The following is a 23,419-nucleotide window of genomic DNA, read 5'->3' as shown; positions in this document are numbered from 1 at the left end:
GCGCTTGCTGCGTCTGTACACCGGGTTGGGATCGCCATGCCAGCCGGATTGCTACTGGGAGAGGGGATGATTGCCGCTACAGATGACCCCGAGAGGCTGGGTGGCAAGCGCCGGCACTGGCTGGCCCCCGCACTGCTGTGTCTGTTGCTGTTCGGCACCGCGGCCAGGGCACAGACACCGGCAGCGATGCAGGCTTACAAAATGCCGCAACAGCCGCTGGAACAGGCATTGGCGGAGCTGGCAGCGGCGGCCGATCTGCAGATCCTGATGGCCCCGCAGATGCTGCGTGGCAAAACCGCGCCGGCGTTGAGCGGGCGTTACAGCGCCGCCGAAGCCCTGCAGCAGCTGTTGGCCGGCAGCGGGCTGAGTTACCGGCTGACCGATAGCGGGGTTGTTACCATTGTCGCGGCGCCCAAGCCACTGCCGGCAGCGGCGGCCAAACCGGCCCAGCCACGGCTGCTGCCGCAGGTGGCAACCTCGTTGGGCGCACTGCAGGTCACCGGCTCGCGTATTCGCCGCAGTGAGTTTGAAGGTGCGGCACCGCTGACGGTGATCAGTGCCGAGCAGATGGAGCGCGAGGGTCGGTTTTCACTGGCCGAGGTATTGGCCATCAATGGCATGAGTGTCTACGGCGCCGAGTCGCAGAGCGGCGGCGGTCGTTTCTCCGCCAATGCCCAGCCGGTGAATCTGCGGGGCCTGGGCGCCGGGCGTGCGTTGATCCTGGTCGACGGCCGGCGTGTGCCGGACTATCCCTTTCCCTCCAATGGGCGCAGCAACTTCCAGAGTCTGGGCAGCATTCCGCTGGCCGGCGTGGACAGGGTCGAGGTGATGACCGGTGGGGCATCGGCGGTTTACGGCGCCGATGCGATCGCCGGGGTGATCAACATCGTGCTTAAGCAGCCGCGCGACGGCCATCAGTTGAAGCTGCGCACAGGGACCAGTACCCAGGGCGGTGCTGATCGGGTGGATATGCACTGGTCGGCGGGCTTCAGCGGCCAGGACTGGCGCGCGGACTACGTGCTGCAGTTCGCGCAGGACGAACTGCTGCGTGGCTACCAACGCGGAATCCAGGTTGCGCCGCAATCCGCGGCAGGGCCGCAGCCCGCACTTGGGCTGGGAGTGGAAGGAGAAGGCGGGGTGCTGCAGGCCTTGCCGGCCGGTGTCTGTGAGCGCTGGGACACGGCCTTTGTTGACTGGAACTACGCGGCAGCACCGGGCCAGGCACATGGCTGGGGCTGTGGCACATGGCGAAATGCCGGTTATGCATCACTTGCAGATGCGCGTCGGGAAATATCCGGGCGCCTGCATGCCGAGCGTGACCTGCCTGCCGACATCCAGCTGTGGACGACGGTGCAGCTACGGCATGCACGCAGCGAGATCGCGGCCGTACCTGAAACCATCACCGGCCCGCACAGCAGCCGCACTGGCAGGGTGAACCTGGTGCAGGACCCGCAGCTGGGTCTGGTTTCACCGCTGCGGGTGTTGACCCCGCAGGAGATGGGCGGCCTGGCGCCGATGAATGATCGTTATGCCGAGCAGATGGCAGATCTGGCGCTGGGGCTGCGCGGGGATGCGTGGAAAGACATGGAGTGGAACCTTACGCTCGGTCACTCCGACTACCGCCTGCAACGCGATTTCAGGCGGCTGCTCGGCGCGCAGGTCAACGCTTTTTTCTTCGGCCAGGCGCAGGGCTTCACTGATGATGGCGTCATCATCCAGCCGCTCAATCTCGACCACTGGTATCGCCCGCTTACCACCGGGGAATACCGCGCGATGTCGGCGACCGTGCAATACCGCGCGCGCAGCCAGGTGGACAGCGCCAGCTACGTGCTGTCCGGTGACATCGCCGAGTTGAAGACCGGGAAACTGGGGATGGCGCTGGTGCTGGAGGCCAGTCACCAGAGTTATGCGCTGCAGAACCGGCCCTCGGTGCTGCCCTTGCAGCTTGAACTGTACGACCTGGCAGGTAGCGTCGGCGCCGGCGGCCGCAGCCGCTATGCACTCGGTGGCGAGGCACGCATCCCCTTGGCCAGCACGCTCAAGCTCAACCTCGCCGGGCGCTGGGACAAATACGATGACAGCGCATCGCTGGGCATCACGCCGACCTGGAGCGCGGGCCTGGAGTGGCGTCCGTTGGCAGGCCTACTATTGCGCGCCAGCCACGCCACCAGCTTCAAGGTCCCGGATATGCATTGGACGTATACCGACGGCGGCGGCAGTTTTGGAAGCGCAGTGGATGTACTGCGCTGCATGCAGGCCGGTGCAAACCCTGATTGCGCAGCGTTTACCTCGGCGTTCCTGACCCGGACATCGCGAAACCCCGGACTGGGTGCCGAGTCCGGGGTGTCCAGTACGCTGGGCGTGGTCTGGGACGCCGCCGAGGCGATGTCGATGAGCCTGGACTACTGGGACGTGCGCAGCGAGCAGGGGATTGGCCGCATAGCGCCGCTGGTACTGCTGCGCGACGAGGCCGAATGCAGCACCGGAATGAAACTGGACGGTAGTCCTTCGAGCGCGGATCTGCGCTCGTGGGAGTGCCGCAAGGCGCGCGCCAGAGTGGTGCGTAGTGGCGGCGGTGTGGGCCGCATTGTCATGGTCGAATCGATGGCGGCCAACCAATCCAATGAGCGTGTGCGCGGCCTCGATGCGGTAGTGGATGCGCGTATGGATACTGCCGCCGGTCAGTTCGCCCTCCATTCGGCGTGGTCGCGCATGTTGCATGCCAGCCGGCGTGTACGTGCACCGGGCACCCTGCACGAGCAGTGGCGGCAGGTGCCTTGGCAATCCGGCGAGAACCGCGCCTTTCGCAGCAATTTCAGCGCCAGCCTCGGCTGGCAGGGGACGACGGGCTGGTCCGCCAACCTGTTTGGCATCCGCTACGGCAGCCTGCCCCGGGTCGACGGCAATGGACGCCTGCCGCCGCTGTTCCTGTGGAATGCCAACATCGGCAAACGCCTCACCGAGCAGGCCGCTGTGACACTGTTCGTCAACAATGTCTTCGATACGCCGCCGCCACGCGACAGCAGCAATGCCAAGTTCCCCTACTACTACGACGATGTCTACAGCGCGGTGGGAAGGCAGCTGGCCGTGCAGTTGGATTACAACTTCGACTGAAGGCGGTGCGCCAGCCCGTTGTGGTGAGCAAGGCCGATGACGGAAACTGCGCGCATGTCCCTGCAGAATTCCCCGCGTCCCCGAGTGCTGATACTGCACGGTATCTGGAACACCCGCTCCTGGTTGTTGCCGCTGGCATGGCGCCTGCGCAGCCAGGGCTTCGTGGTGGATACCTTCGGCTACGCCAGTGTGTTCGGCGGCCCTGAGCAGGCGGTGCCGCAACTGGTGCAGCGGCTGCAGCGGCTTGGGCCGGTGTCGCTGGTCGGGCACAGCCTGGGCGGCTTGGTGGCACTGGAAGCGCTGCGTCGTTCGCCGGCACTGCAGGTGCCGCGGGTGGTCTGCCTGGGTTCGCCGCTATGCGGCAGCGGCACTGCCCGTTCCATGGCCGAGCATGGCTGGTCGGCCGCGCTCGGGCGTAGCGGTGACCTGCTGCTGCACGGCCTACCGGATTGGCAGGGGCAAGCCGAGGTCGGGCTGATCGCCGGCTCGGTGGCGCATGGGTTGGGGGCGATGATGGGCGCGCTGGAGGGCGAGTCCGATGGCACCGTAGGCCTGGCCGAAACCCGCCTGCCGGGCCTGGCCGACCATTGCGTGGTGCCGGTCAGCCACAGCGGGCTGGTGCTGTCGCCGGAGGTGGCCACGCTGACCGCCGGCTTCCTGCGCCAGGGGCGCTTCCCAGCGGTTGCCGCCGTAAGCGGACAATGACGGGGCCGTGGCGGGGGATCAGGTAGAATTACCGTCCTGTTCCTGACAGATGTACGGTATTCCCATGGGTCGAGGTCCTTCCATCGAAGGCCGCAAAAACGCGAATGACGCGAAGCGCGGCAAGATTTTCACCAAAATCATCCGGGAGATCAGCGTTGCTGCCCGCGGTGGCGGAGGCGACCCAAACAACAACCCACGTCTGCGCACCGCGGTGGACAAGGCCCTGAGCGCGAACATGACCAAGGATGTCATCGAGCGCGCGATCAAGAAGGCCACCGGTGAGCTGGAAGGTGTGGAATACGAGGAAGTGCGCTACGAGGGCTATGCCCCGGGCGGCATTGCCGTGATCGTCGACTGCCTGACCGACAACCGCGTGCGTACCGTGGCCGACGTGCGCCATGCCTTCAGCAAGTGCGGCGGCAACATGGGCACCGAAGGCTCGGTGTCGTTCATGTTCAAGCGGCTCGGCGTGCTGAGCTTCGCCCCCGGCGCGGATGAGGAAACCATCACCGAAGCTGCGATCGAGGCCGGTGCCGACGACATCGCGGTCTATCCGGAGGATGGTTCGATCGACGTGATTACCGCCCCGGAAGCATTCCTGTCGGTGAAAACTGCGATGGCGGCGGCCAAGCTGGAGCCGGATCACAGCGAAATCACCTTCCGTGCCGACAATGACGTTGCCGTCGATGCCGACACCGCCGTGCAGGTGAAAAAGCTGCTGGACATGCTTGAAGACCTGGACGACGTGCAGGACGTGTATTCCAACGTTGACCAGGCGAGCCTGGAGCGGGTCTGACGACCCGCCCGGTCCCACCGGGTGAGACGGCGTCCGGCCATGCTGGGCGCCGTTTTTTACTGGTAGAGGCACTATGACCCGCATCCTTGGCATTGATCCCGGTTCGCAGCGTACCGGCGTCGGCATCATCGACATCGACGCCAATGGCCGTGCCCGACACGTCCATCACGCGCCGCTGGTGCTGCTGGGTGCGGCGGATTTCCCGCAGCGGCTGCGCTTGCTGGCGCATGGCCTGCACGCCTTGATCGAGGAATTCCAGCCGCAGGAAGTGGCGATCGAACGGGTGTTCATGGCCAAGAATGCCGATTCGGCCCTGAAGCTGGGGCAGGCGCGCGGTGCGGCGGTGTGCGCGGTGGTGATGCGCGACCTGCCGGTCAGCGAATACGCCGCCACCGAGATCAAGCTGGCCGTGGTTGGTCGCGGCGGCGCGGAAAAGCAACAGGTGCAGCATATGGTGGGTTTGATGCTGAACCTGCAGGGCAAATTACAGGCTGACGCCGCCGATGCACTGGCGGTGGCCATTACCCACGCGCATGTCCGCGCCACCGCCAATCGGCTGGGGGTGGACGTGCGGCAGGCTTGGAGTCGGAAATGAGGTTCTTCGAATGATTGGTCGTCTGCGCGGCATCCTCGCCCACAAGGCACCCCCGTGGCTGGTGATCGACGTCAATGGCGTGGGCTATGAGCTGGAAGCGCCGATGAGCACGTTCTACGACCTGCCCGATGTCGGTCGCGAGATCATCCTGTTCACCCATTACGCGCAGAAGGAAGACAGCGTTTCGCTGTACGGCTTCCTGCGCGAGGGCGAGCGGCGGTTGTTCCGCGATGTGCAGAAGGTGTCCGGCATCGGCGCCAAGATTGCACTGGCGGTGCTGTCCGGGGCCAGCGTGGATGAGTTCGCACGGCTGATCCAGACCGGCGATGTCACCGCGCTGACCCGTATCCCCGGTATAGGCAAGAAGACCGCTGAGCGTATGGTGGTGGAACTGCGTGACCGCGCGGCCAATTTCACCGGCGGCGGCGCACCGATTGCCGGTGCGTTGGGCAACGATGCAGTGTCCGAGGCGACAGTGGCGTTGCAGCAACTGGGCTATAAACCGGCAGAGGCCGCCAAGATGGCGCGCGATGCCGGTGCCGAGGGCGATGATGTCGCCACGGTCATCCGTAAAGCGCTGCAAGCGGCGCTGCGTTAACCCCTTCGGCAGCATGACGCCAACCTGAGATCGCCATGTCCCACGCTTCTTCCACGTCTGAATCTTCCACCCAAGGTCATGGCCACGGTCATGGCGGCGGCGGTGCTGCCGGCGGCATGGCGCTGGTCGTCGGCGCCATTGGCGTGGTGTTCGGCGATATCGGCACCAGCCCGCTGTACACCTTGAAGGAGGCGTTCTCGCCGCATTACGGGCTCAACAGCGACCATGACACCGTGCTGGGCGTGTTGTCGCTGGCGTTCTGGGCCTTGAACATGGTGGTCACCCTCAAGTACGTGACCATCATCATGCGCGCCGACAACGACGGCGAGGGCGGCATCATGGCCTTGATGGCGCTGGCCCAGCGCACCCTGCGCAATGGTTCGCGCTCGGCCTACGTGGTGGGCATCCTCGGCATTTTCGGCGCCTCGCTGTTCTTCGGTGACGGGGTGATCACCCCGGCCATCTCGGTGCTGGGTGCGGTCGAGGGCCTGGAGGTCGCGGCACCGGGGTTGGGCCACTTCGTGGTGCCGATCACGCTGGTGGTGCTGGCCGCGGTGTTCGCCGCGCAGCGCTTCGGCACCGAGAAGGTGGGCAAGGTGTTCGGGCCGGTGATGACCATCTGGTTCCTGTCACTGGCCGCCATCGGCATCTGGAACGTGATCGCCGCACCGGAAGTGCTCAAGGCCTTCAATCCGCTATGGGCAGCGCGGTTCTTCATGGAACACGGCTGGCACGGCATCTTCATCCTCGGCGCGGTGGTGCTGGCGGTGACCGGTGGCGAGGCGCTGTATGCGGACATGGGCCACTTCGGTGCGCCGCCGATCCGCCACGCCTGGTATTTCTTCGTGCTGCCGTGCCTGGTGCTCAACTACCTGGGGCAGGGTGCATTGGTGCTGCAGCGCCCGGACGCGGTGGCCAATCCGTTCTTCGAGGCGGTGCCGGAGTGGGCGCTGATCCCGATGATCCTGCTGGCAACGATGGCGGCGGTGATCGCCAGCCAGTCGGTGATCACCGGCGCGTTCTCGGTCTCGCGGCAGGCCATGCAGCTGGGTTACATCCCGCGCATGCGCATCCTGCATACCTCGCACGACACGATTGGCCAGATCTACATCCCCGGCATCAACTGGGGGCTGGCGGTGATGGTCTTCGGGCTGGTGCTGGCGTTCCGCAGCTCCAGCAATCTGGCGGTGGCCTACGGCATCTCGGTGTCGGGCACGATGCTGATCGACACCATGCTGCTGGCATTGGTGGCGCGGGTGCTGTGGCCGCGTGCGCGCCATGCCATCGTCGCGTTGTGCGTGGTGTTCCTGTTCATCGACCTCGGCTTTGTGATCGCCAATGGCGCCAAGCTGCTGCAGGGCGCCTGGTTCCCGCTGGTGCTTGGGCTGGTGTTGTTCACGATGATGCGCACCTGGCGGCGCGGCCGCGAGTTGCTGCGTGACGAGATCCGCAAGGACGGTATCCGCCTGGACACCTTCCTGCCGGGCCTGATGCTGGCGCCGCCGGTACGGGTGCCGGGCACGGCGGTGTTCCTCACCGCCGACCCGACCGTGGTTCCGCATGCGCTGATGCACAACCTCAAGCACAACAAGGTGCTGCACGAGCGCAATGTGTTCCTGCACGTGGAAACGCTGCCGATGCCGTACGCGGCCGATGGCCAGCGCCTGCGCATCGATTCGGTGGGCGATGAGTTCTACCGCGTCTACGTGCGCTACGGCTTCATGGAAACCCCGGACATCCCGCTGGCGCTGATGCGTTCCTGCGACCACGGCGGCATCTATTTCGACCCGATGGACACCACCTTCTTTGCCAGCCGCGAGACCATCGTGGCCAGCGCCAACCGTGGCATGCCGATCTGGCGCGACAAACTGTTCGCCTTCATGCATCGCAACGCGGCGCCGGCCACCGGCTTCTTCCGCATACCGGGTAATCGGTTGGTGGAATTGGGCGCGCAGGTGGAAATCTAGCGTGCAGGAGTGAGTGAGGAGGAGTGAGGAGCGAGATAGGGCTGGAGCAGCTTCTGTGTTGCCGCCTTGCTCGCATGTGGCAACCGGGTCGTGGAAAGCATGAACTGCCGTTGCCGCCGCCTTCTCTTGCTCCTCACTCCTCTTCACTCACTTCTCGCACGTCTTCCCTCACTTCTCGCCAAAACCAGCTCCTATTCCCGCATGGCAGGCCGTAACATACCCAGATGACTGACGACCGCATCATCGGCGCCGGCGCCACCCGTGAGGATGACGCCGCCGACGCCAGCATCCGCCCGCGCAGCCTTGCCGATTATCTTGGCCAGGCGCCGGTGCGCGAGCAGATGGATATCTACATCCAGGCCGCCAAGGCACGCCACGAAGCCTTGGATCATGTGCTGATCTTCGGTCCGCCCGGTCTGGGCAAGACCACGCTCAGTCATGTGATCGCCAATGAACTGGGCGTGGCGCTGCGCGTCACCTCCGGCCCGGTGATCGAAAAAGCCGGTGATCTGGCCGCACTGCTGACCAATCTGCAGCCGCATGATGTGTTGTTCATCGACGAAATCCATCGTCTTTCGCCTGTGGTCGAGGAAGTGCTGTACCCGGCGATGGAGGATTTCCAGATCGACATCATGATCGGCGACGGCCCGGCCGCACGCTCGATCAAGCTCGATCTGCCACCGTTCACCCTGATCGGTGCCACCACCCGCGCCGGCCTGCTGACCGCGCCGCTGCGCGACCGTTTCGGCATCGTGCAGCGGCTGGAGTTCTATTCGGCTGACGAGTTGACCCGCATCGTGCGGCGCTCGGCGGCCATCCTCGGCATCGATTGCAGTGCCGAGGGCGCAGGCGAAATCGCACGGCGTTCGCGCGGCACCCCGCGTATCGCCAACCGGCTGCTGCGGCGCGTGCGCGATTACGCGCAGGTCAAGGCGGCTGGGCATATCGACCAGGACGTGGCGCAGGCCGCCATGCAGATGCTCAAGGTCGATCCGGAAGGCTTTGACGAGCTGGATCGGCGCATGCTGCGCACCCTGGTGGAGTATTTCGACGGCGGCCCGGTCGGGGTCGAGTCGATGGCCGCGGCGCTTTCCGAGGAGCGCGGCACCCTGGAAGACGTGGTCGAGCCGTTCCTGATCCAGCAGGGCTTCCTGGTGCGCACCGCACGCGGGCGCATGGCCACCAACAAGGCCTACCGCCATCTGGGCCTCAAGCCCAAGGCTGCGCCGGCGCCGGTGGACCTGTTCGCGGAGCAGCGCGATGACGAATGAGTCTCGGTTCAGTTGGCCGACACGCATTTACTGGGAAGATACCGACGCTGGCGGCGTGGTCTACCACGCCCGCTACGTGGCCTTCATGGAGAGGGCACGAACCGAATGGATGCGGGCCCTGGGTTACGGACAGGCGTCCCTGCGCGAAGGCGATGGGCAGATGTTCGTGGTCCGGGCGATGACGCTGGATTTTTTCAAGCCGGCCAAGCTTGACGATGTACTGACCACCACGGTGGAACTGGTGCAATGCCGGCGGGCCAGCTTGTTGATGGCGCAGGCGGTGCTGCGCGATGACCAGGTACTGGTCAGCGCCCAGGTCCGGCTTGCTGCTGTCGGGGCCGCGGATTTCCGTCCGCAGCCCATCGATGAGGCGCTGCACGCAGTGCTTAAACCCCTTCAAACACAACACGCTTAAGCAACACTGAGGAAGATCGGATGATCGCTTTGCTTCTGGCCCTGCAGGCCACCGTGACCGAGGCCCTGCCGGCCGATGTCAGCGCCGCAGCCGCGCAGACCGTGGCGCAGGCCAGCCATGGCGGCGGCATCAATTACCTGGACCTGATGATCAAGGCCAGTATCCCGGTCAAGCTGATCGTGCTGCTGCTGTTGGCCGGCTCGTTCATCAGCTGGGTGATCATTTTCCGCAAGGCACGCGTGTTCAAGGCCGCCGACAACGAGGCCAGCGAGTTCGAGAACCGCTTCTGGTCCGGTGCCGATCTGGGCAAGCTGTACGCCTCGGCGACCGACCGCAACCGTCAGGTTGATGGTCTGGAAGCCATTTTCGAGGCCGGTTTCCGCGAATATTCGCGCCTGCAGGGCCGCCGCGCCTTTGATGGCCGCACCCAGCTGGAAGGTGCACAGCGCGCCATGCGCACCACCTATGCCCGCGAAGTTGACGGCTTGGATCGCAACCTGGAGCTGCTGGCCAATATCGGTTCCACCGCCCCGTACGTGGGTCTGGTCGGCACCGTGTTCGGCATCATGGTGACCATGCACGACATGATCAGCAGCGGTGAGCAGGCCGGTATCGCCTCGGTTGCACCGGGTATCTCCGAAGCCCTGTTCGCCACCGCGATTGGTCTGTTCGTGGCAATCCCGGCGGTGTGGGCATACAACCGCTTCACCACCCGCGTCGAGCGGCTGTCGGTGCGCTATGAAACCTTCGCCGAAGAGTTCAGCTCCATCCTGCAGCGCCAGCAGAGCGGCAGCGACGAGTAAGTGCGCCAGCGCCTTCCTCTGACCGCAGGAGCCAATTTATGACCGCCGCCATTCCCCGTCGCAAGCGCCGCAAGCTCAAGTCCGAGATCAACGTCGTGCCGTATATCGACGTGATGCTCGTGCTGCTGATCATCTTCATGGTGACCGCGCCGCTGCTGACCCTCAGTTTTGAAGTCGACCTGCCCAGTTCCACCGCCAAGGCGCTGGAAAGCAAGCAGGACCCGATCGTGGTCTCGGTACGTGCCGATGGCCAGATGAGCCTGAAGCTGCCCGAAGCCAAGGATCCGCAGGCCATGGACGCCGCTGCGCTGCAGGCGCAGCTGGGCGCGCTGGCCTCGCAGGACAAGGAGCTGCGGGTGATCGTGGCTGCCGACAAGAGCGTGGCCTATGAAAAGGTCATGGATGCCATGGACGTGATCAAGGCCGCGAAGATCGAAAAGGTGGGTCTGGCGACCGATGCACGCTGACGCACTGCCACCGCCGCACGACAACCGCAACGAGTGGGGCCTGCCGGTCGTACTGGCGTTGCTGGTGCATTTGTTGGTAGCGGCGATCTTCATCATTGCCTGGTTGTGGTCGCCCACGCGCAGTACCGAGGCCGCCGCTGGCGATCCGGCGCTGGAAGCCAACATGCAGCTGTCCGCCGCCGAGGCCTCGGCCGCGCGGCAGGCGCTGCGTGCCTCGGAGAAGCTGCCGGACCTGCCCGAACCGCCGCCGCAAGACGTGCCGCCCGAGCCGGTGCCGGAAGATACCGTGCCGCCGCCGCAACCCATTCCCGAGCCCAAGCCGCAGGATGCGCCCACCCCGCAGCAGCACAACGCCCAGGAACGCATTGCCCAACCGGACACTGTCGACCAGGAGCGGGTCAGCGCACTGGCCATCTCGCAGGAAAAAGCCAAGCAGGAACAGGAAGCCAAGCGCCGTCAGGAACAGATCGACCTGACCGAGCGCAAGCGGGTGGAAGAAGCCGAGCAGAAACTGCGCCTGGCCAAGCAGCAGGAAGAGGCGGACCGCAAGAAGCTCGCCGACCAGCAGCGCCAGGCCAATGAAACCCAGGCCGAGCAGGAACGTCAGCAGAAGATCGCCGAGATCCGCCGCAAGCGCGAGCAGGCCGAGCGCGAGGCCAAGCTGGCCGAGCAGCGCCTGCGCCAGGTGGCTGATGCCCGTGCCCGCGCGCAGGCTGCATCAACCAGCAGTGGCAGCAGCGGTGCCAGTACGCCGTCGCCGGGGCAGGGCGGTACCAGCAATGACCTGACCGCCAAGTATGCTGCTGCGATCCAGCAGGCCGTGCTCAACCAATGGATGCGCCCGGACTCGATTCCGCGCGGCCAGCGCTGCCGCCTGACCATCCGCCAGTTGCCCGGCGGGGAAGTGGTGAGTGTCGAGTTCGCGCCCGGCTGCCCGTATGACGAGGCTGGCAAGCGCTCGGTGGAGGCCGCGGTACTGCGTGCCCAGCCGCTGCCTTATCGCGGCTATGAAACGGTGTTCCAGCGCAACTTGAACTTCAACTTCGAGGCGCAGGATCGCTGAGCAACCGGGTTGTTTCCGGTGTTTATGATTTCAGTGGAAACCTTTTAACCGGGGTGGTTTTACGGCGGGATGAGGAAATTTCACGCAATAGTTCGTTCATGATTGCGAAAGTATTCATCTTCCTGCTGCTATCCCTTTTTTACTTCGCCCGTACTGTTGAGCGCCCCATGAAGAAAATGCCTCGCTGGCTGCTTGCCCTCACTGCCCTGTTGTTGCCGCTTGCGGCGATGGCGCAGCAGAAGGGACTGGAAATCGACATCATCGGTGGCAACGCGTCGGCCACGCCGATTGCTGTTGTGCCGATGGCCTACCAGGGCTCGGCCGGTGCGCCGCAGACCGACGTCGCCGCCGTGGTGCGTGCCGACCTGGACCGTTCCGGCCAGTTCCGCAATCTGCCTGAAGCGCAGATCGCCGAGCGCCCCAGCCGCGGCAGTGAGGTGCAATACCCGACCTGGCGCGCGCTGAAGCAGGATTTCCTGGTGGTGGGCCGGGTGCAGGACGCCGGTGCCGGCGCCTACCGCGTGGAATACGAACTGTTCGACGTGGCCAAGGGTGAGCGCATGCTCGGCCTGGCGATGACTGCCCGTTCCAGCGCCATGCGCGACGTCGCCCATCAGATGGCCGATGCCATCTACGAAAAGATCACCGGCGTACGCGGTGCCTTCTGGACCCGCATCGCCTACATCACCGCCAGTGGCAGTGGCGCCAACATGCGCTACGCGCTGATGGTGGCCGATTCCGATGGGTACAGCCCGCAGACCATCGTGCGTTCGGCCGAGCCGCTGCTGTCGCCGAGCTGGAGCCCGGACGGCCGCAAGCTGGCCTATGTCAGCTTCGAGCGCGGCAACTCCTCCATCTACGTGCAGGACATCGCCACCGGTGGCCGTGAGCTGTTGACCAGCTTCCGTGGCATCAACAGCGCGCCCTCGTTCTCGCCGGATGGCCGTCGCCTGGCGCTGGCCCTGTCGCGCAGCGGCAACCCGGAAATCTACGTGATGGACCTGGGCAGCAAGCAGCTGACCCAGCTGACCAACCATTTCGGCATCGACACCGAGCCGACCTGGTCGGCCGATGGCAGCTCGGTCTACTTCACCTCCGACCGCGGCGGCCGCCCGCAGATCTACCAGGTCTCCTCCAGCGGCGGCAGCGCCAGCCGGGTGACCTTCCAGGGCAACTACAATGCCAAGGCCAGCGTATCCTTCGACGGCAAGAAGATTGCCGTTGCGCAGGGCGCCGGCAGCAGCTACAAGATCGCGATGATGGACAGCAGCCTGGGAGCGGCGCGCTGGAGCACGCTGTCGCCGGGTTCGCTGGACGAATCGCCGAGTTTTGCGCCCAATGCGAGCATGGTGCTGTACGCCGCTCGTGAAGGTGGGCGTGGTGTGTTGTATGAAGTGTCCGCCGACGGTCGGGTGCGCCAGCGCCTGGTTCTGGCCGATGGCGATGTGCGCGAACCGGCTTGGGGTCCGTACCGCACTGCGCGTTGATAAAATGTTAATCTCTGCAAGCATTAATCCCAACATTGGCCAGGAGCCACTAGGTATAGCCATGAACAAGTCAACTCGTGTTTTGCTCGTTTCGCTGCTGTCTGTAGCCGCGCTTGCTGGCTGCTCGAAGAAGGTCAAGGAACAGCCGGCACAGCCGCCGGTTGATACCGGCTCGACCACCCAGCCGACCGCACCGTCCACCTCCGGCCTGTACGGCCCGGGCGACCTGGACACCGACGCTTGCCTGCGTCAGCGCGTCGTCTACTTCGATCTGGACCAGGATTCGGTCAAGCCGGAGTTCCAGGCCATCATGGCTTGCCACGCCAAGTACCTGCGTGACCGTCCGTCCTCGCGCATCACCTTGCAGGGCAACACCGACGAACGCGGCAGCCGCGCTTACAACCAGGCCCTGGGCGAGCGTCGTGGCAATGGCGTGAACTCGGCTCTGCAGGCCAACGGTGGTTCGGCTTCGCAGCTGACCGTCGTTTCCTACGGTGAAGAGCGTCCGGTGTGCACCGATTCGAACGAGTCCTGCTGGTCGCAGAACCGTCGCGTCGAAATCGTCTACACCGCGCAGTAATCGATGCGCATCAGTCTCAAACTGATGCTCGTGGTCGCGGCAGCCCTGGTGGCTGCCGTGCCCGCGTATGCACAGCGGGCAAGTTTGGCTGACCGGGTTGGCGTGCTGGAAACGCAGGTCAACAACAGTCAGGCCAATACCGACATGCTCAATCAACTGCAGCAGCTGCGTACTGAAATGCAGGCGTTGCAGGGCACGATCGAGCAGCTTCAGCACGAGAACGAACAGCTGAAGCAGCGTAATCGTGATCAGTATCTGGACCTGGACGGTCGCCTCAATCGCCTTGAAGGCGGTACAGGTGCACCGGTCGCTCCGGCCACTGGCGCGGTGACGCCCGCCGCTGCGGCCGCAAAGCCGACAGCGGCTGCTGCCGAGCGTCCGCCGACGGTACGTGGTGACGCCGGCACACTGGCCTCGGCCGGTGACGAGCGCGCTGCCTACAATGTCGCGTTCGACGCATTGAAGGCTGGCAACTATGCCGATTCGGCGCAGTTGTTCCAGAGCTTCCTTGAGCTGTACCCGAATGCTGCTTACACCCCCAATGCCTTGTATTGGCTGGGTGAGAGCTTTTACGCGACGCGTAATTTCAAGATGGCCGAAGCACAGTTCAGCGATCTGGTTGCCCGCTACCCCACCCACGACAAGGCTGCCGGCGGTTTGCTGAAGCTTGGCCTGTCGCAGTTTGGTGAAGGCAACAGCGCCCAGGCGCAACAGACCCTGGAACAGGTTGTTTCCCGTTTCCCCGGCAGTGATGCGGCCCGTACCGCCCAGGACCGACTGCAGTCGATCCGGCTCGGCCAGCAACTGCGTTGATGTGGTGCCGCACCGAGGGTGCGGCCAATGAATATGAACTCTCCCAGCGCCGCTGTTCCCAGCGAGATCGTGCAGTCGCCTTTGCCGCGATTGAAGATCACTGAAATTTTCCTGTCACTGCAAGGCGAAGCCGACACCGCCGGCTGGCCGACCGTTTTCGTGCGCCTTACCGGCTGCCCGCTGCGTTGCCAGTATTGCGATACCGAGTACGCCTTCCATGGCGGTGACTGGTGGGACATTGACGACATCGTCGCCGAAGTGCTCAAGCAGGGCGTGCGCCATGTCTGCGTGACCGGCGGCGAGCCGCTGGCGCAGAAGCGCTGCCTGATCCTGCTGCAGAAGCTGTGTGATGCCGGCCTGGACGTGTCCCTGGAAACCTCCGGCGCGCTGGATATCGCTGCGGTCGACCCGCGCGTGTCGCGTGTGGTGGACCTGAAAACCCCGGATTCACGCGAGATGGCGCGCAACCGGCTGGAGAACATCCCGCTGCTCACTGCACGCGACCAGCTCAAGTTCGTGATCTGCAGCCGTGGCGACTACGAATGGGCCAAGGCCATGCTCGCCGAGCATCGCCTGGCCGAGCGCTGCATGGTGTTGTTCTCGCCGAGCAAGTCGCAGCTCAAGCCGCGCGAGCTGGCTGACTGGATCGTGGCGGACCGTCTGCCGGTGCGCTTCCAGATGCAGCTGCACAAATTGTTGTGGGACGACGCACCGGGTTATTGAGCCGGCGCCGTACCTTTCAATCGTTCAACCCGGCGCGGGACAGCGTGCTGGCTTTCCTCTCCCAACCGGATCATCACCATGAAAAAGAAAGCAGTCGTGCTTCTTTCCGGCGGCATGGACTCAGCCGCCGTCGTCGCCATCGCCCAGGAACAGGGCTTCGAAGTACATGCCATGAGCGTGCGCTATGGCCAGCGCCACACCTCCGAGCTGGAGGCTGCCGCGCGCGTTGCCGCTGCGCTGGGCGTGGCCGGGCATAAAGTGGTCGCGGTCGATCTGCGCAGCATCGGCGGCTCCGCGCTGACCGACGACATCAACGTGCCCGATGCGGGCACGGGTGACGCCATTCCGGTCACCTACGTGCCGGCTCGCAACACCATCATGCTGTCACTGGCGCTGGGCTGGGCCGAAGTACTTGGCGCGAATGACATCTTCTGCGGCGTCAACGCGGTGGACTATTCCGGCTACCCGGACTGCCGCCCTGAATTCATTGCCGCCTTCCAGGCACTGGCCAACCTGGCTACCAAGGCTGGCGTCGAAGGGGCCGGCATCCGCGTGCATGCGCCCCTGCAATACCTGAGCAAGGCCCAGATCGCATTGGAAGGCCAGCGCTTGGGCGTGGACTTCGGTTTGACCGTGTCCTGCTACCAGGCCGATATGGACGGCAAGGCCTGCGGTCATTGCGATGCCTGCCAGCTGCGCGCCGATGGTTTTGCCGCTGCCGGCATGGCCGACCCGACCCATTACGCATGATGTTGTTTTTGCGTTTATTGCGTTAGAATACGCACCCCGGCTACGGCCGGGTCTTTGTTTGGGCCGTTAGCTCAGTTGGTAGAGCAGAAGACTTTTAATCTTTTGGTCGATGGTTCGAATCCATCACGGCCCACCAAAACAGGCACTTAGCGCGAGCTAGGTGCTTTTTTTTTGCGCCGGCCATTGCCGCCGCATAGCGCCGACTCCCCAGGCTATCCCCACGCTCTGTATTGCAGGAGTGCGGACAGGGCAGGTTGTGCAGTCGTGTAGCCCGGGTAAGCGCAGCGCACCCGGGGTTGCCGGCGCAATATCGCCGGACCCCAAGGTGGTTCCTGCCTCCCGGGTGCGCCGCGCTTACCCGGGCTACGACCAGGCCGCGGCTCTGGCCGCGGCTTTTGCGCGCTACTTCAGCAAGGTTTGCTGCACATCGACGATGCGCACGTCATGCATCTGTTCCAGATAGGCATCCAGATAGGCTTTGTGCGAGGCGCCGACCAGCACCAGCGTGCGCATGCCCGGGCTTGGGCCCATCAGATCGCGGATGTTCGCGGCCATGCGCAGGTTACGGGTTTCCCAGGCGGTGACGTACATGCGTCCGTAACCCTGCGGCGAGGGTTCCTCCAGCGTGGCGCCGTAGTCGCTTGCGAACGCGGCCGGGGCCACGTCCGGACCGTTGTCGCGGCGGTACGTCGCCAACGCGTTCTCCGGCGTGTCCAGCTGTGCTTCCAGTCCGCTGTACATTGCTGCCCGCTGTTTGGATGCCGGGTTGTCCCATGCCTTTCGGATGGCCGCGGCATAGGCCTTGGGGTTGGGACCATAGCGATCAGCGCTGTGATCATCGGTCGGCCATAGCCGTTCATGCCCCAGGCGTACCGCCAGCTGTGCGGCGATCAGAGTGGTTTCGTTGCGACTGGTGCGCTGCTCTTCCAGGATGGCCACCAATTCCTGGTTCAGGCTGGCGTCCGCATGGCGTTCCGCTGCGGGCAGGCGCAGCCATTGCACCAAGGCCGATTCACGTTCTCCACCGGCCAGGAATTTGGCGGCCAGGTCGCGGCGCTGCGCTGGTGTTGGTTGCGCCGGCCATGCCGCCAGCATCGTGTCCGCTGCCGCATTGGCCGCTGCCACGTCGAGCCCGGTTGCCTTCGCCGCCGCCGACAGGTCGGGGCAGTAATCGTTCACCGTCAGTGCGTAACGGACGGGGTAGCGGCGCAAGGTGTCGCATTGCTGCCCGGATACCACCTCGATGGCGATGGCCTGCGGCCGCCATGCCGCCAAACGGTCGATCAGCGGGGCGAGTGAGGAGGGGTCGAATGTTTCCGGCAAGCGGGCCAGATGCATGGTGCCGAGCACCGCGACTTCGTTCTGGACACCTTGCTGCGGCCCTTTATGCGCACCTGGATCAAAGCGTTGTGCCTGCGCGGTCTGCGCCAACATCGCCAGCGCCAAGAGGCTGCCGGTCACTACGCCGCGACCCCACATTTCCTGCATCGTTCCGTGCTGCATATGATCTGCCGGTTGAGCGCTTGGTTGGCGCGAAGTCGCGCAGATTCCATCGCCGTCGAGGTGCTTGTCAATGGTGCTGGATGCCGAGCCAGCAGACCGGACTGCGCTGGCTGCCGCGTGCGGCGGGAGCGGCAGCGGGGTGAAGCAACTGGGTGCGCCGGAGGGCTTGCAGCGCCGCAGGGCAAGGCTTTCAGTGTGACGCAGGCCCCTGTTTGCAGGTGGATGGCGGATACAACATTGGGGGCGTGGCGAGACATGACAGCTGCCGCAGATACCGGCCGCAGCAAGCTGCGTGGTTGGAACTGATGGGGGTAGGTCCTAATATGGCGGATGCATCGTCGGTTGCCCGGTGGGCATCCAGGCACTGGGGACAGGATTGAGCAAGCAGATCACTCAACTACTGCATCGCTGGCAAAAGGGTGACATGGATGCGCGTGAGCATCTGTTCGAAGCGCTGTACGCGGACCTGATGCTGATTGCCCGCAACCGCCTGTCGCAGCAGACCAATGGCACCTTGCAGCCGGCCGCGCTGGTCAACGAATCGCTGATGCGTCTGCTCGGTGGCGATGCCGACTACAAGGACCGCACCCATTTTGTCGCGATAGCCGCACTGAAAATGCGCTCTGTGCTGGTGGATCATCTGCGCGCGCGCGGCGCCGACAAGCGTGGCGGCAATGCCGAGCAGCTGACCCTTTCGCATGCAGATCAGGTGCCGGACGAAGCCGGCATCGGTTATGACGTGCTGGCATTGCACCAGGCGCTCAATCAACTCGCCGAGCTGGAGCCGCGCGCGGCGAGCACCATCGAACTGACTTATTTCGGTGGCATGAGCCGTGATGAGATCGCCCTGGTGCTGGATGTTTCCCCGCCCACCGTCGACCGTGACCTGCGCTTTGCGCGAGCCTGGTTGAACCGGCAACTGCGCTGAGCATTGATGGCGAGGGCACGGTAGTGGGGGGCGAGCGTTGGCGGCAGGTCCGTGAACTGTTTGATGCGATCTGCGAGTTGCCGCGCGAGCAGTGGCCGCAGGCAATCGCTACAGGCAGTGCAGACCCGCTCGTGCGCGAGGAAGTACTGCAGCTGCTGCGCTCGCAGACGGTGGGCTTGAGCCGGGTCAGCAGTCGCCTGGACACCGCCTTGGCACGGGCATTGGCCCCGGAGCTGGGGGTGGGCGAGCGGCTGGGGCCGTGGCGGCTGACCGAGCGCATTGCCCATGGCGGCATGGGCACCGTGTTCAAGGCCGAGCGCGCCGACGGTCTCTATCACCGCACGGTGGCCATCAAGCTGCTGCATGGCATGCCCGGCGCCACCGAAGTGGAATTGCTCGGCGCCGAGCGGCAGGTATTGGCTGACCTGCAGTTGGCCAATGTCGCGCGTCTTTACGATGGTGGCACCACGCCCGATGGCCATCCCTACCTGGTGATGGAATACATCGACGGGGTGCCGCTGGACCATTGGTGCACCGAACAGGGCCTGGGCCTGCAGGAGCGGCTGACGCTGTTCCTGGAAATCTGCAGCATCGTGCGGTCAGCGCACGAACAGCTGGTGCTGCATTGCGATCTCAAGCCGCGCAACGTCCTGGTGCAGGCCAATGGCCAGCCGGTGCTGTTGGATTTCGGTCTGGCGCGGCTGCTCAACGAGGCACGTGACAAGCGCGACTCCGGCTATTGCACGCCCGGTTATGCCAGCCCGGAATTGATTGCCGGGCATAACGTCGGTGCAGCCAGTGACGTCTACAGCCTGGGCGTGATGCTGGTGGAGATGCTGTCCACCCGTGCAAGCACGCGTGAGGCGGACAGTGCAGGCGAGGCCGTGCCTGCAGCCAGCGCCAGCGCCCCGGCCGATCTGCCATGGCGGCGGCGTCTGCGCGGTGACCTGGATGCAATCGCCGCGCGCGCCTGCGCCAGTGACATCAGCCAGCGTTATCGCTCGGTGGAAGCCTTGATGGCTGACCTGCGCCGCTACGCTGAACTACAGCCGGTGGCCGCGCGCGACGGCGGGCGTCTGTACCCGCTTGGCAAGGCGCTGCGCCGGAACTGGCAAGTGGTGGCGATCGTGGTGGGGGTGAGCAGCCTGCTTGCGGTGTTCGTGCTGGGGTTGTGGCAGACCCGGCGGCAGGCGCAGGAAGAGGCGGTCATCGCGCAGCAGGTCAGCAACTTCATGGTCGGCATGTTCGAAACCGCCGATCCGTTCCTGCGTACCGAGCGCGGTGCCGAGCAGTTGACCTCGCGGCAACTGCTGGACAAGGCCACGCTGCAGGTTGCGCGCGACCTGGCCGATGCACCGGCGCAGCTGGCGCGGATGCGTGCGGTGCTTGGCGTCGCCTACCAGAACGCCGGGGCGTCGCATCAGGCCGACAGATTGTTGCAGCAGGCCTATGGTGGCTTCATGGACCCGCGTGTGGCGCGCCCGCTGGATGCGGCCAAGGTGCTGGCCGATCTGTCCGTGCAGAAGACCCTGGATGGTGATGGCGAGCAGGGCCTGCAATTGGCAGTCCAAGGCCTGGACCTGGCCGGGCGCCGGGCCCCGGCGGTGGTGCTGGCGCGTCTGTACAGCGCCAAAGGACTGGCCTTGGTGAACCAGCAGCATTTTGATCTGGGCGAGGCCGAGTTCGACAAGGCCATGGCGCTGTATCAGGAGGCCACCGAGGTGGGCGTGGCCTCCGAAATCAACGAGCTGTCCTACAACAAGGGCTTGATGTACCTGCGTTGGGGGCGGCAGGCGTCGGCGGAACGCGAGTTCCGGCAGATGCTGGGCAACCTGCACGGCAGGCGCACGACCCTGGGCTTGGCAGCGGAGATGCGTTTGGCGCAGATATTCCGTGAGCAGGGCGAATACGATCAGGCCTTGCCGCTGTTGCAGTCCGGCATGCAGCATGCCTTGGAACTGTATGGCGCCGAGAGCAGTTTCGTGCGGCAGCAATACGACGGCCTGGCCGACCTGTACCGCGACTCCGGCGACTACTCCGCCGCCGAGTTGCACTACCAGAAGCGCAATGCGTTGAGCGCGCGCCTGGACGGTGTCGATTCGGTCGAGTACTCGATGGGCTTGTTCAATTACGGCGCATTGAAAGAGTTGCGCGGTGAGTTCGCGGCGGCTGAAGACCTGTATCGACAGACCTGGTTGATCCGCAAGCAGAAGCTGGGCGAGGACTCGCCGACCAGCCTGCGCGCGGAGACCGGGCTGGCGGTGCTGCTGATGCGGCAGGGGCGGATGGGAGAGGCCGGGACGATGCTGATGCATGCGGACAAGGGCTTGAGCCTGAGTCTGCCGGCCGATGCACCAGGGCGCGTGGAAGCACATCTGAACCGGATCGATTGGCATGTGCGCAGCGGCCAGCTGGCGCAGGCGCAGGCGCTGCTGGAGGCAATGGGTTCGCCGGTATCGGAGGAGCTGCAGCTGCGGCTGTTGAACATCCGCGCCGATCTGGCCGAACGGATGGGGGAAGGCGCGCATACGTTGGCGCTGCGCAGGACGGCGCTTGAACTTGCCGGCGCCAGACAGGGCAGGAACAGCGCTGCGGCGGCGGCCACGGGCTTGGCCTTGGCCGAGACCCTGCTGCAGCTGGGGCACGCCCAGCTTGCCAAGCAGGAACTGCAGCGTGTGCTGTTGTTGATGGCGCGGCTGCAGGTGTCCGGCTCGGCGGACCGTCGCAAGGTGGAAGGACTGTTGCTGCTCGCCGAGCAGAACCTGCAAGGGCGTTAGTGGCGGCGGTGCGCGGGCCGGGCTCAGCCCTGTTCGCGCACGATCTCGACCAGGCGCTGGCCGTAACGGGCGAGCTTGCTGCCGCCGATGCCACCCACCTTGCCCAGCGCATCGACGCTGGTCGGGCGCTGCTCGGCGATGTTGCGCAGGGTACTGTCGTGGAAGATCACGAACGCCGGCACGTTCTGCTCGCGCGCCAGCTCCGCGCGCAACCCGCGCAGCGCCTGGAACAGGCCCAGGTCGCCGGCCTGTACCGGCAAGCCGGTGCGCGTGCCACCGCGCTCGCGCTCACGCGTCGGTGCGGCTTCGCGGCGCATCATCATCTGCCGGCGGCCGGTGAGCACATCGCGGCTGGCATCGGTCAGGCGCAGGCCGCCATGGCTTTCCGGGTCAACCTCCAGCAGGCTGGCGGCGACCAGTTGCCGGAACACGCCGCGCCAGGCGCGCGCGTCCAGATCATTGCCGATGGCGTAGGTGCTGAGTTTTTCGTGGCCGAGCTGGCGGATGCGTTCGTTGTCGCTGCCGCGCAGGATGTCGATCAGATGGCCCACACCGAAGCGCTGGCCACTGCGGTAGACGCAGCTCAATGCCTTCTGCGCGGGAATGGTTGCGTCCCAGGCGGCGGGCGGGCTGAGGCAGTTGTCGCAGTTGCCGCAGGGCTTGGGATAGGTTTCACCGAAGCCGGCCAGCAGCACCTGGCGGCGGCATTGCATGGACTCGCAATAGCCGAGCAGGTGATCGAGCTTGGCGCGCTCCAGCTGCTTGCGCTCTTCGCCGGCTTCGGATTGCTCGATCATCTGCTTGAGCAACACCACATCGCCCAGGCCGTAACACAGCCAGGCTTCAGCGGCCTCGCCATCGCGGCCGGCGCGGCCGGTTTCCTGGTAATAGCCTTCCATCGACTTGGGCAGGTCGGTATGCGCCACAAAGCGCACGTCCGGCTTGTCGATACCCATGCCGAAGGCGATGGTGGCGCACATCACGATGCCGTCTTCGCGCAGGAAGCGGCGTTGGTTGGCGGCACGCACCTCCGCCGGCATGCCGGCGTGGTAGGGCAGCGCCTGCATGCCTTCAGCGCACAGGAACTGCGCGGTTTCCTCGACCTTGCGGCGAGACATGCAGTAGACGATGCCGGCCTCGTCGCGGTGGTTGCGCAGGAAGCCCAGCAGCTGGCGTTTGGCGTTGTCCTTCTGCACCACCGTGTAGCGGATGTTGGGGCGATCGAACGAACTGACGAAATGCTCGGCGGTGGACAGATCCAGGCGCTCGGCGATTTCGCGCTGGGTCGGCGGATCGGCGGTGGCGGTCAGAGCGATGCGTGGCACCTGCGGCCAGCGCTCGTGCAGGACCGTCAGCTGCCGGTATTCGGGGCGGAAATCATGGCCCCATTGCGACACGCAGTGAGCTTCATCGATGGCGAACAGGCTGATATGCGCACGGCTGAGCAGCGACAGGAAACGCCCGGTCAGCAGCCGCTCCGGCGCGACATAAAGCAGTTTCAGCTCGCCAGCCAGCAGCTCGCGCTCGACCCGCGCGGCGGTTTCGGCGTCCAGCGTGGAGTTGAGGAATTCGGCGCGGACGCCGACCTGGTGCAAGGCCTCCACCTGATCCTGCATCAAGGCGATCAGCGGCGAGATGACGATGCCGCAGCCCTCGCGCAGCAACGCCGGGATCTGGTAGCACAGCGACTTGCCGCCGCCGGTAGGCATCAACACCAGGGCATCGTTGCCGCTGGCAACGTGCTCGACGATGGCCTGCTGGTCGCCGCGGAAACTGTCGTAACCGAAAACGCTGGAAAGCAGTTGTTGCGCGGGACCGGGACTCTGGGGCATTGCGCTAGTTTACCCGCTGGCGGCCCGGCTCGAATGGTCAATAAGCTGTCAGCCGTGCATCCGCGGCCGTTTCAGGGTTGCGCTGAAGCCCCCGTAGTGCCGAGCCATGCTCGGCAGAGGCCTTACCAGGAAAACCCCGTAGTGCCGAGCCACGCTCGGCAGAAGCCGTCCCAGGAAAGCCCCCGTAGTGCCGAGCCATGCTCGGCAGAGGCCTTCCCGGGAAAGCCCATGC

20 protein-coding genes and 1 tRNA gene are annotated in these 23,419 nt (G+C 65.0%); 19 read left to right on the top strand and 2 right to left on the bottom strand.

The features are described 5' to 3' along the window. The first annotated feature begins 66 nt into the window (after positions 1 to 66). The 17 genes from ACVOKO_RS15950 (at position 67) to ACVOKO_RS15870 (ending at position 16,283) form a co-directional block, all read left to right on the top strand. Positions 67 to 3,114, top strand: coding sequence for a TonB-dependent receptor domain-containing protein (locus tag ACVOKO_RS15950; RefSeq protein WP_346499854.1), 3,048 nt, complete (start codon positions 67 to 69; stop codon positions 3,112 to 3,114). 54 nt (positions 3,115 to 3,168) lie between these two features. Beyond that, positions 3,169 to 3,819 (top strand): esterase/lipase family protein, encoded by a 651-nt coding sequence (locus tag ACVOKO_RS15945; protein ID WP_346499853.1) that lies wholly within the window; start codon positions 3,169 to 3,171, stop codon positions 3,817 to 3,819. 64 nt (positions 3,820 to 3,883) lie between these two features. Further along, the gene (locus ACVOKO_RS15940) at positions 3,884 to 4,615 is read left to right on the top strand and encodes a YebC/PmpR family DNA-binding transcriptional regulator (protein WP_346499852.1); all 732 of its coding nucleotides are present in this window, start codon (positions 3,884 to 3,886) and stop codon (positions 4,613 to 4,615) included. 73 nt (positions 4,616 to 4,688) lie between these two features. Continuing rightward, positions 4,689 to 5,210, top strand: a complete 522-nt coding sequence (gene ruvC, locus ACVOKO_RS15935; RefSeq protein ID WP_057628792.1) for a crossover junction endodeoxyribonuclease RuvC — start codon at positions 4,689 to 4,691, stop codon at positions 5,208 to 5,210. A 10-nt stretch (positions 5,211 to 5,220) separates the two neighbouring features. Beyond that, entirely contained in the window at positions 5,221 to 5,808 is a 588-nt protein-coding gene (ruvA, locus tag ACVOKO_RS15930) for a Holliday junction branch migration protein RuvA (RefSeq protein ID WP_346499851.1), read from the top strand. A gap of 116 nt (positions 5,809 to 5,924) precedes the next feature. Then, positions 5,925 to 7,775: a potassium transporter Kup gene (locus ACVOKO_RS15925; protein WP_430980798.1), complete on the top strand. Its 1,851-nt coding sequence runs from the start codon at positions 5,925 to 5,927 to the stop codon at positions 7,773 to 7,775. A gap of 224 nt (positions 7,776 to 7,999) precedes the next feature. Continuing rightward, positions 8,000 to 9,046 (top strand): Holliday junction branch migration DNA helicase RuvB, encoded by a 1,047-nt coding sequence (ruvB, locus tag ACVOKO_RS15920; RefSeq protein ID WP_346499849.1) that lies wholly within the window; start codon positions 8,000 to 8,002, stop codon positions 9,044 to 9,046. Beyond that, a complete protein-coding gene (ybgC, locus tag ACVOKO_RS15915; RefSeq protein WP_346499848.1) occupies positions 9,036 to 9,461 on the top strand; it encodes a tol-pal system-associated acyl-CoA thioesterase in 426 nt (141 codons plus the stop codon). The genes ruvB and ybgC overlap by 11 nt, the downstream gene beginning before the upstream one ends. A 20-nt stretch (positions 9,462 to 9,481) precedes the next feature. Then, positions 9,482 to 10,264 carry a protein TolQ gene (tolQ, locus tag ACVOKO_RS15910; protein WP_057628797.1) on the top strand — a complete coding sequence of 261 codons (783 nt, stop codon included), beginning with the start codon at positions 9,482 to 9,484 and terminating at the stop codon, positions 10,262 to 10,264. Between the two features lie 38 nt (positions 10,265 to 10,302). Next, complete coding sequence (tolR, locus tag ACVOKO_RS15905; protein ID WP_057628798.1) at positions 10,303 to 10,731, top strand: protein TolR; 429 nt, start codon at positions 10,303 to 10,305, stop codon at positions 10,729 to 10,731. Beyond that, positions 10,721 to 11,794 (top strand): cell envelope integrity protein TolA, encoded by a 1,074-nt coding sequence (gene tolA / locus ACVOKO_RS15900; RefSeq protein ID WP_346499847.1) that lies wholly within the window; start codon positions 10,721 to 10,723, stop codon positions 11,792 to 11,794. Before tolR ends, tolA begins: the two co-directional genes overlap by 11 nt. A 167-nt stretch (positions 11,795 to 11,961) precedes the next feature. Beyond that, positions 11,962 to 13,281: a Tol-Pal system beta propeller repeat protein TolB gene (gene tolB, locus ACVOKO_RS15895; protein ID WP_346499846.1), complete on the top strand. Its 1,320-nt coding sequence runs from the start codon at positions 11,962 to 11,964 to the stop codon at positions 13,279 to 13,281. A gap of 61 nt (positions 13,282 to 13,342) precedes the next feature. Next, complete coding sequence (gene pal / locus ACVOKO_RS15890; RefSeq protein ID WP_057628800.1) at positions 13,343 to 13,861, top strand: peptidoglycan-associated lipoprotein Pal; 519 nt, start codon at positions 13,343 to 13,345, stop codon at positions 13,859 to 13,861. 3 nt (positions 13,862 to 13,864) lie between these two features. Next, on the top strand, positions 13,865 to 14,674 hold the full coding sequence (gene ybgF, locus ACVOKO_RS15885) for a tol-pal system protein YbgF (RefSeq protein ID WP_346499845.1): 810 nt from the start codon (positions 13,865 to 13,867) through the stop codon (positions 14,672 to 14,674). Positions 14,675 to 14,707: 33 nt separating this feature from the next. Beyond that, positions 14,708 to 15,397 carry a 7-carboxy-7-deazaguanine synthase QueE gene (queE, locus tag ACVOKO_RS15880; protein ID WP_346499865.1) on the top strand — a complete coding sequence of 230 codons (690 nt, stop codon included), beginning with the start codon at positions 14,708 to 14,710 and terminating at the stop codon, positions 15,395 to 15,397. Between the two features lie 78 nt (positions 15,398 to 15,475). Continuing rightward, positions 15,476 to 16,147, top strand: a complete 672-nt coding sequence (gene queC, locus ACVOKO_RS15875) for a 7-cyano-7-deazaguanine synthase QueC (protein ID WP_346499844.1) — start codon at positions 15,476 to 15,478, stop codon at positions 16,145 to 16,147. 60 nt (positions 16,148 to 16,207) lie between these two features. Next, a tRNA-Lys gene (locus ACVOKO_RS15870) sits at positions 16,208 to 16,283 on the top strand. A gap of 266 nt (positions 16,284 to 16,549) precedes the next feature. On the opposite strand, the gene ACVOKO_RS15865 is transcribed toward ACVOKO_RS15870, so the two are convergent. Beyond that, positions 16,550 to 17,650, bottom strand: coding sequence for a DUF5694 domain-containing protein (locus ACVOKO_RS15865; protein WP_346499843.1), 1,101 nt, complete (start codon positions 17,648 to 17,650; stop codon positions 16,550 to 16,552). A 376-nt stretch (positions 17,651 to 18,026) separates the two neighbouring features. On the opposite strand from ACVOKO_RS15865, the gene ACVOKO_RS15860 reads away from it, so the two are divergent. Continuing rightward, positions 18,027 to 18,578: an ECF-type sigma factor gene (locus ACVOKO_RS15860; RefSeq protein WP_346499842.1), complete on the top strand. Its 552-nt coding sequence runs from the start codon at positions 18,027 to 18,029 to the stop codon at positions 18,576 to 18,578. A 23-nt stretch (positions 18,579 to 18,601) separates the two neighbouring features. Next, on the top strand, positions 18,602 to 21,355 hold the full coding sequence (locus ACVOKO_RS15855) for a protein kinase domain-containing protein (protein ID WP_346499841.1): 2,754 nt from the start codon (positions 18,602 to 18,604) through the stop codon (positions 21,353 to 21,355). A gap of 23 nt (positions 21,356 to 21,378) precedes the next feature. On the opposite strand, the gene recQ is transcribed toward ACVOKO_RS15855, so the two are convergent. Further along, the gene (gene recQ, locus ACVOKO_RS15850; protein ID WP_346499840.1) at positions 21,379 to 23,187 is read right to left on the bottom strand and encodes a DNA helicase RecQ; all 1,809 of its coding nucleotides are present in this window, start codon (positions 23,185 to 23,187) and stop codon (positions 21,379 to 21,381) included. Positions 23,188 to 23,419: the final 232 nt, after the last annotated feature.

The sequence above is a fragment of the Stenotrophomonas sp. STEN240 genome (genome assembly GCF_056756175.1).
The sequence above is the reverse complement of the archived record's forward strand: the minus strand, read 5'-3'. Positions and strand labels throughout refer to the sequence as shown.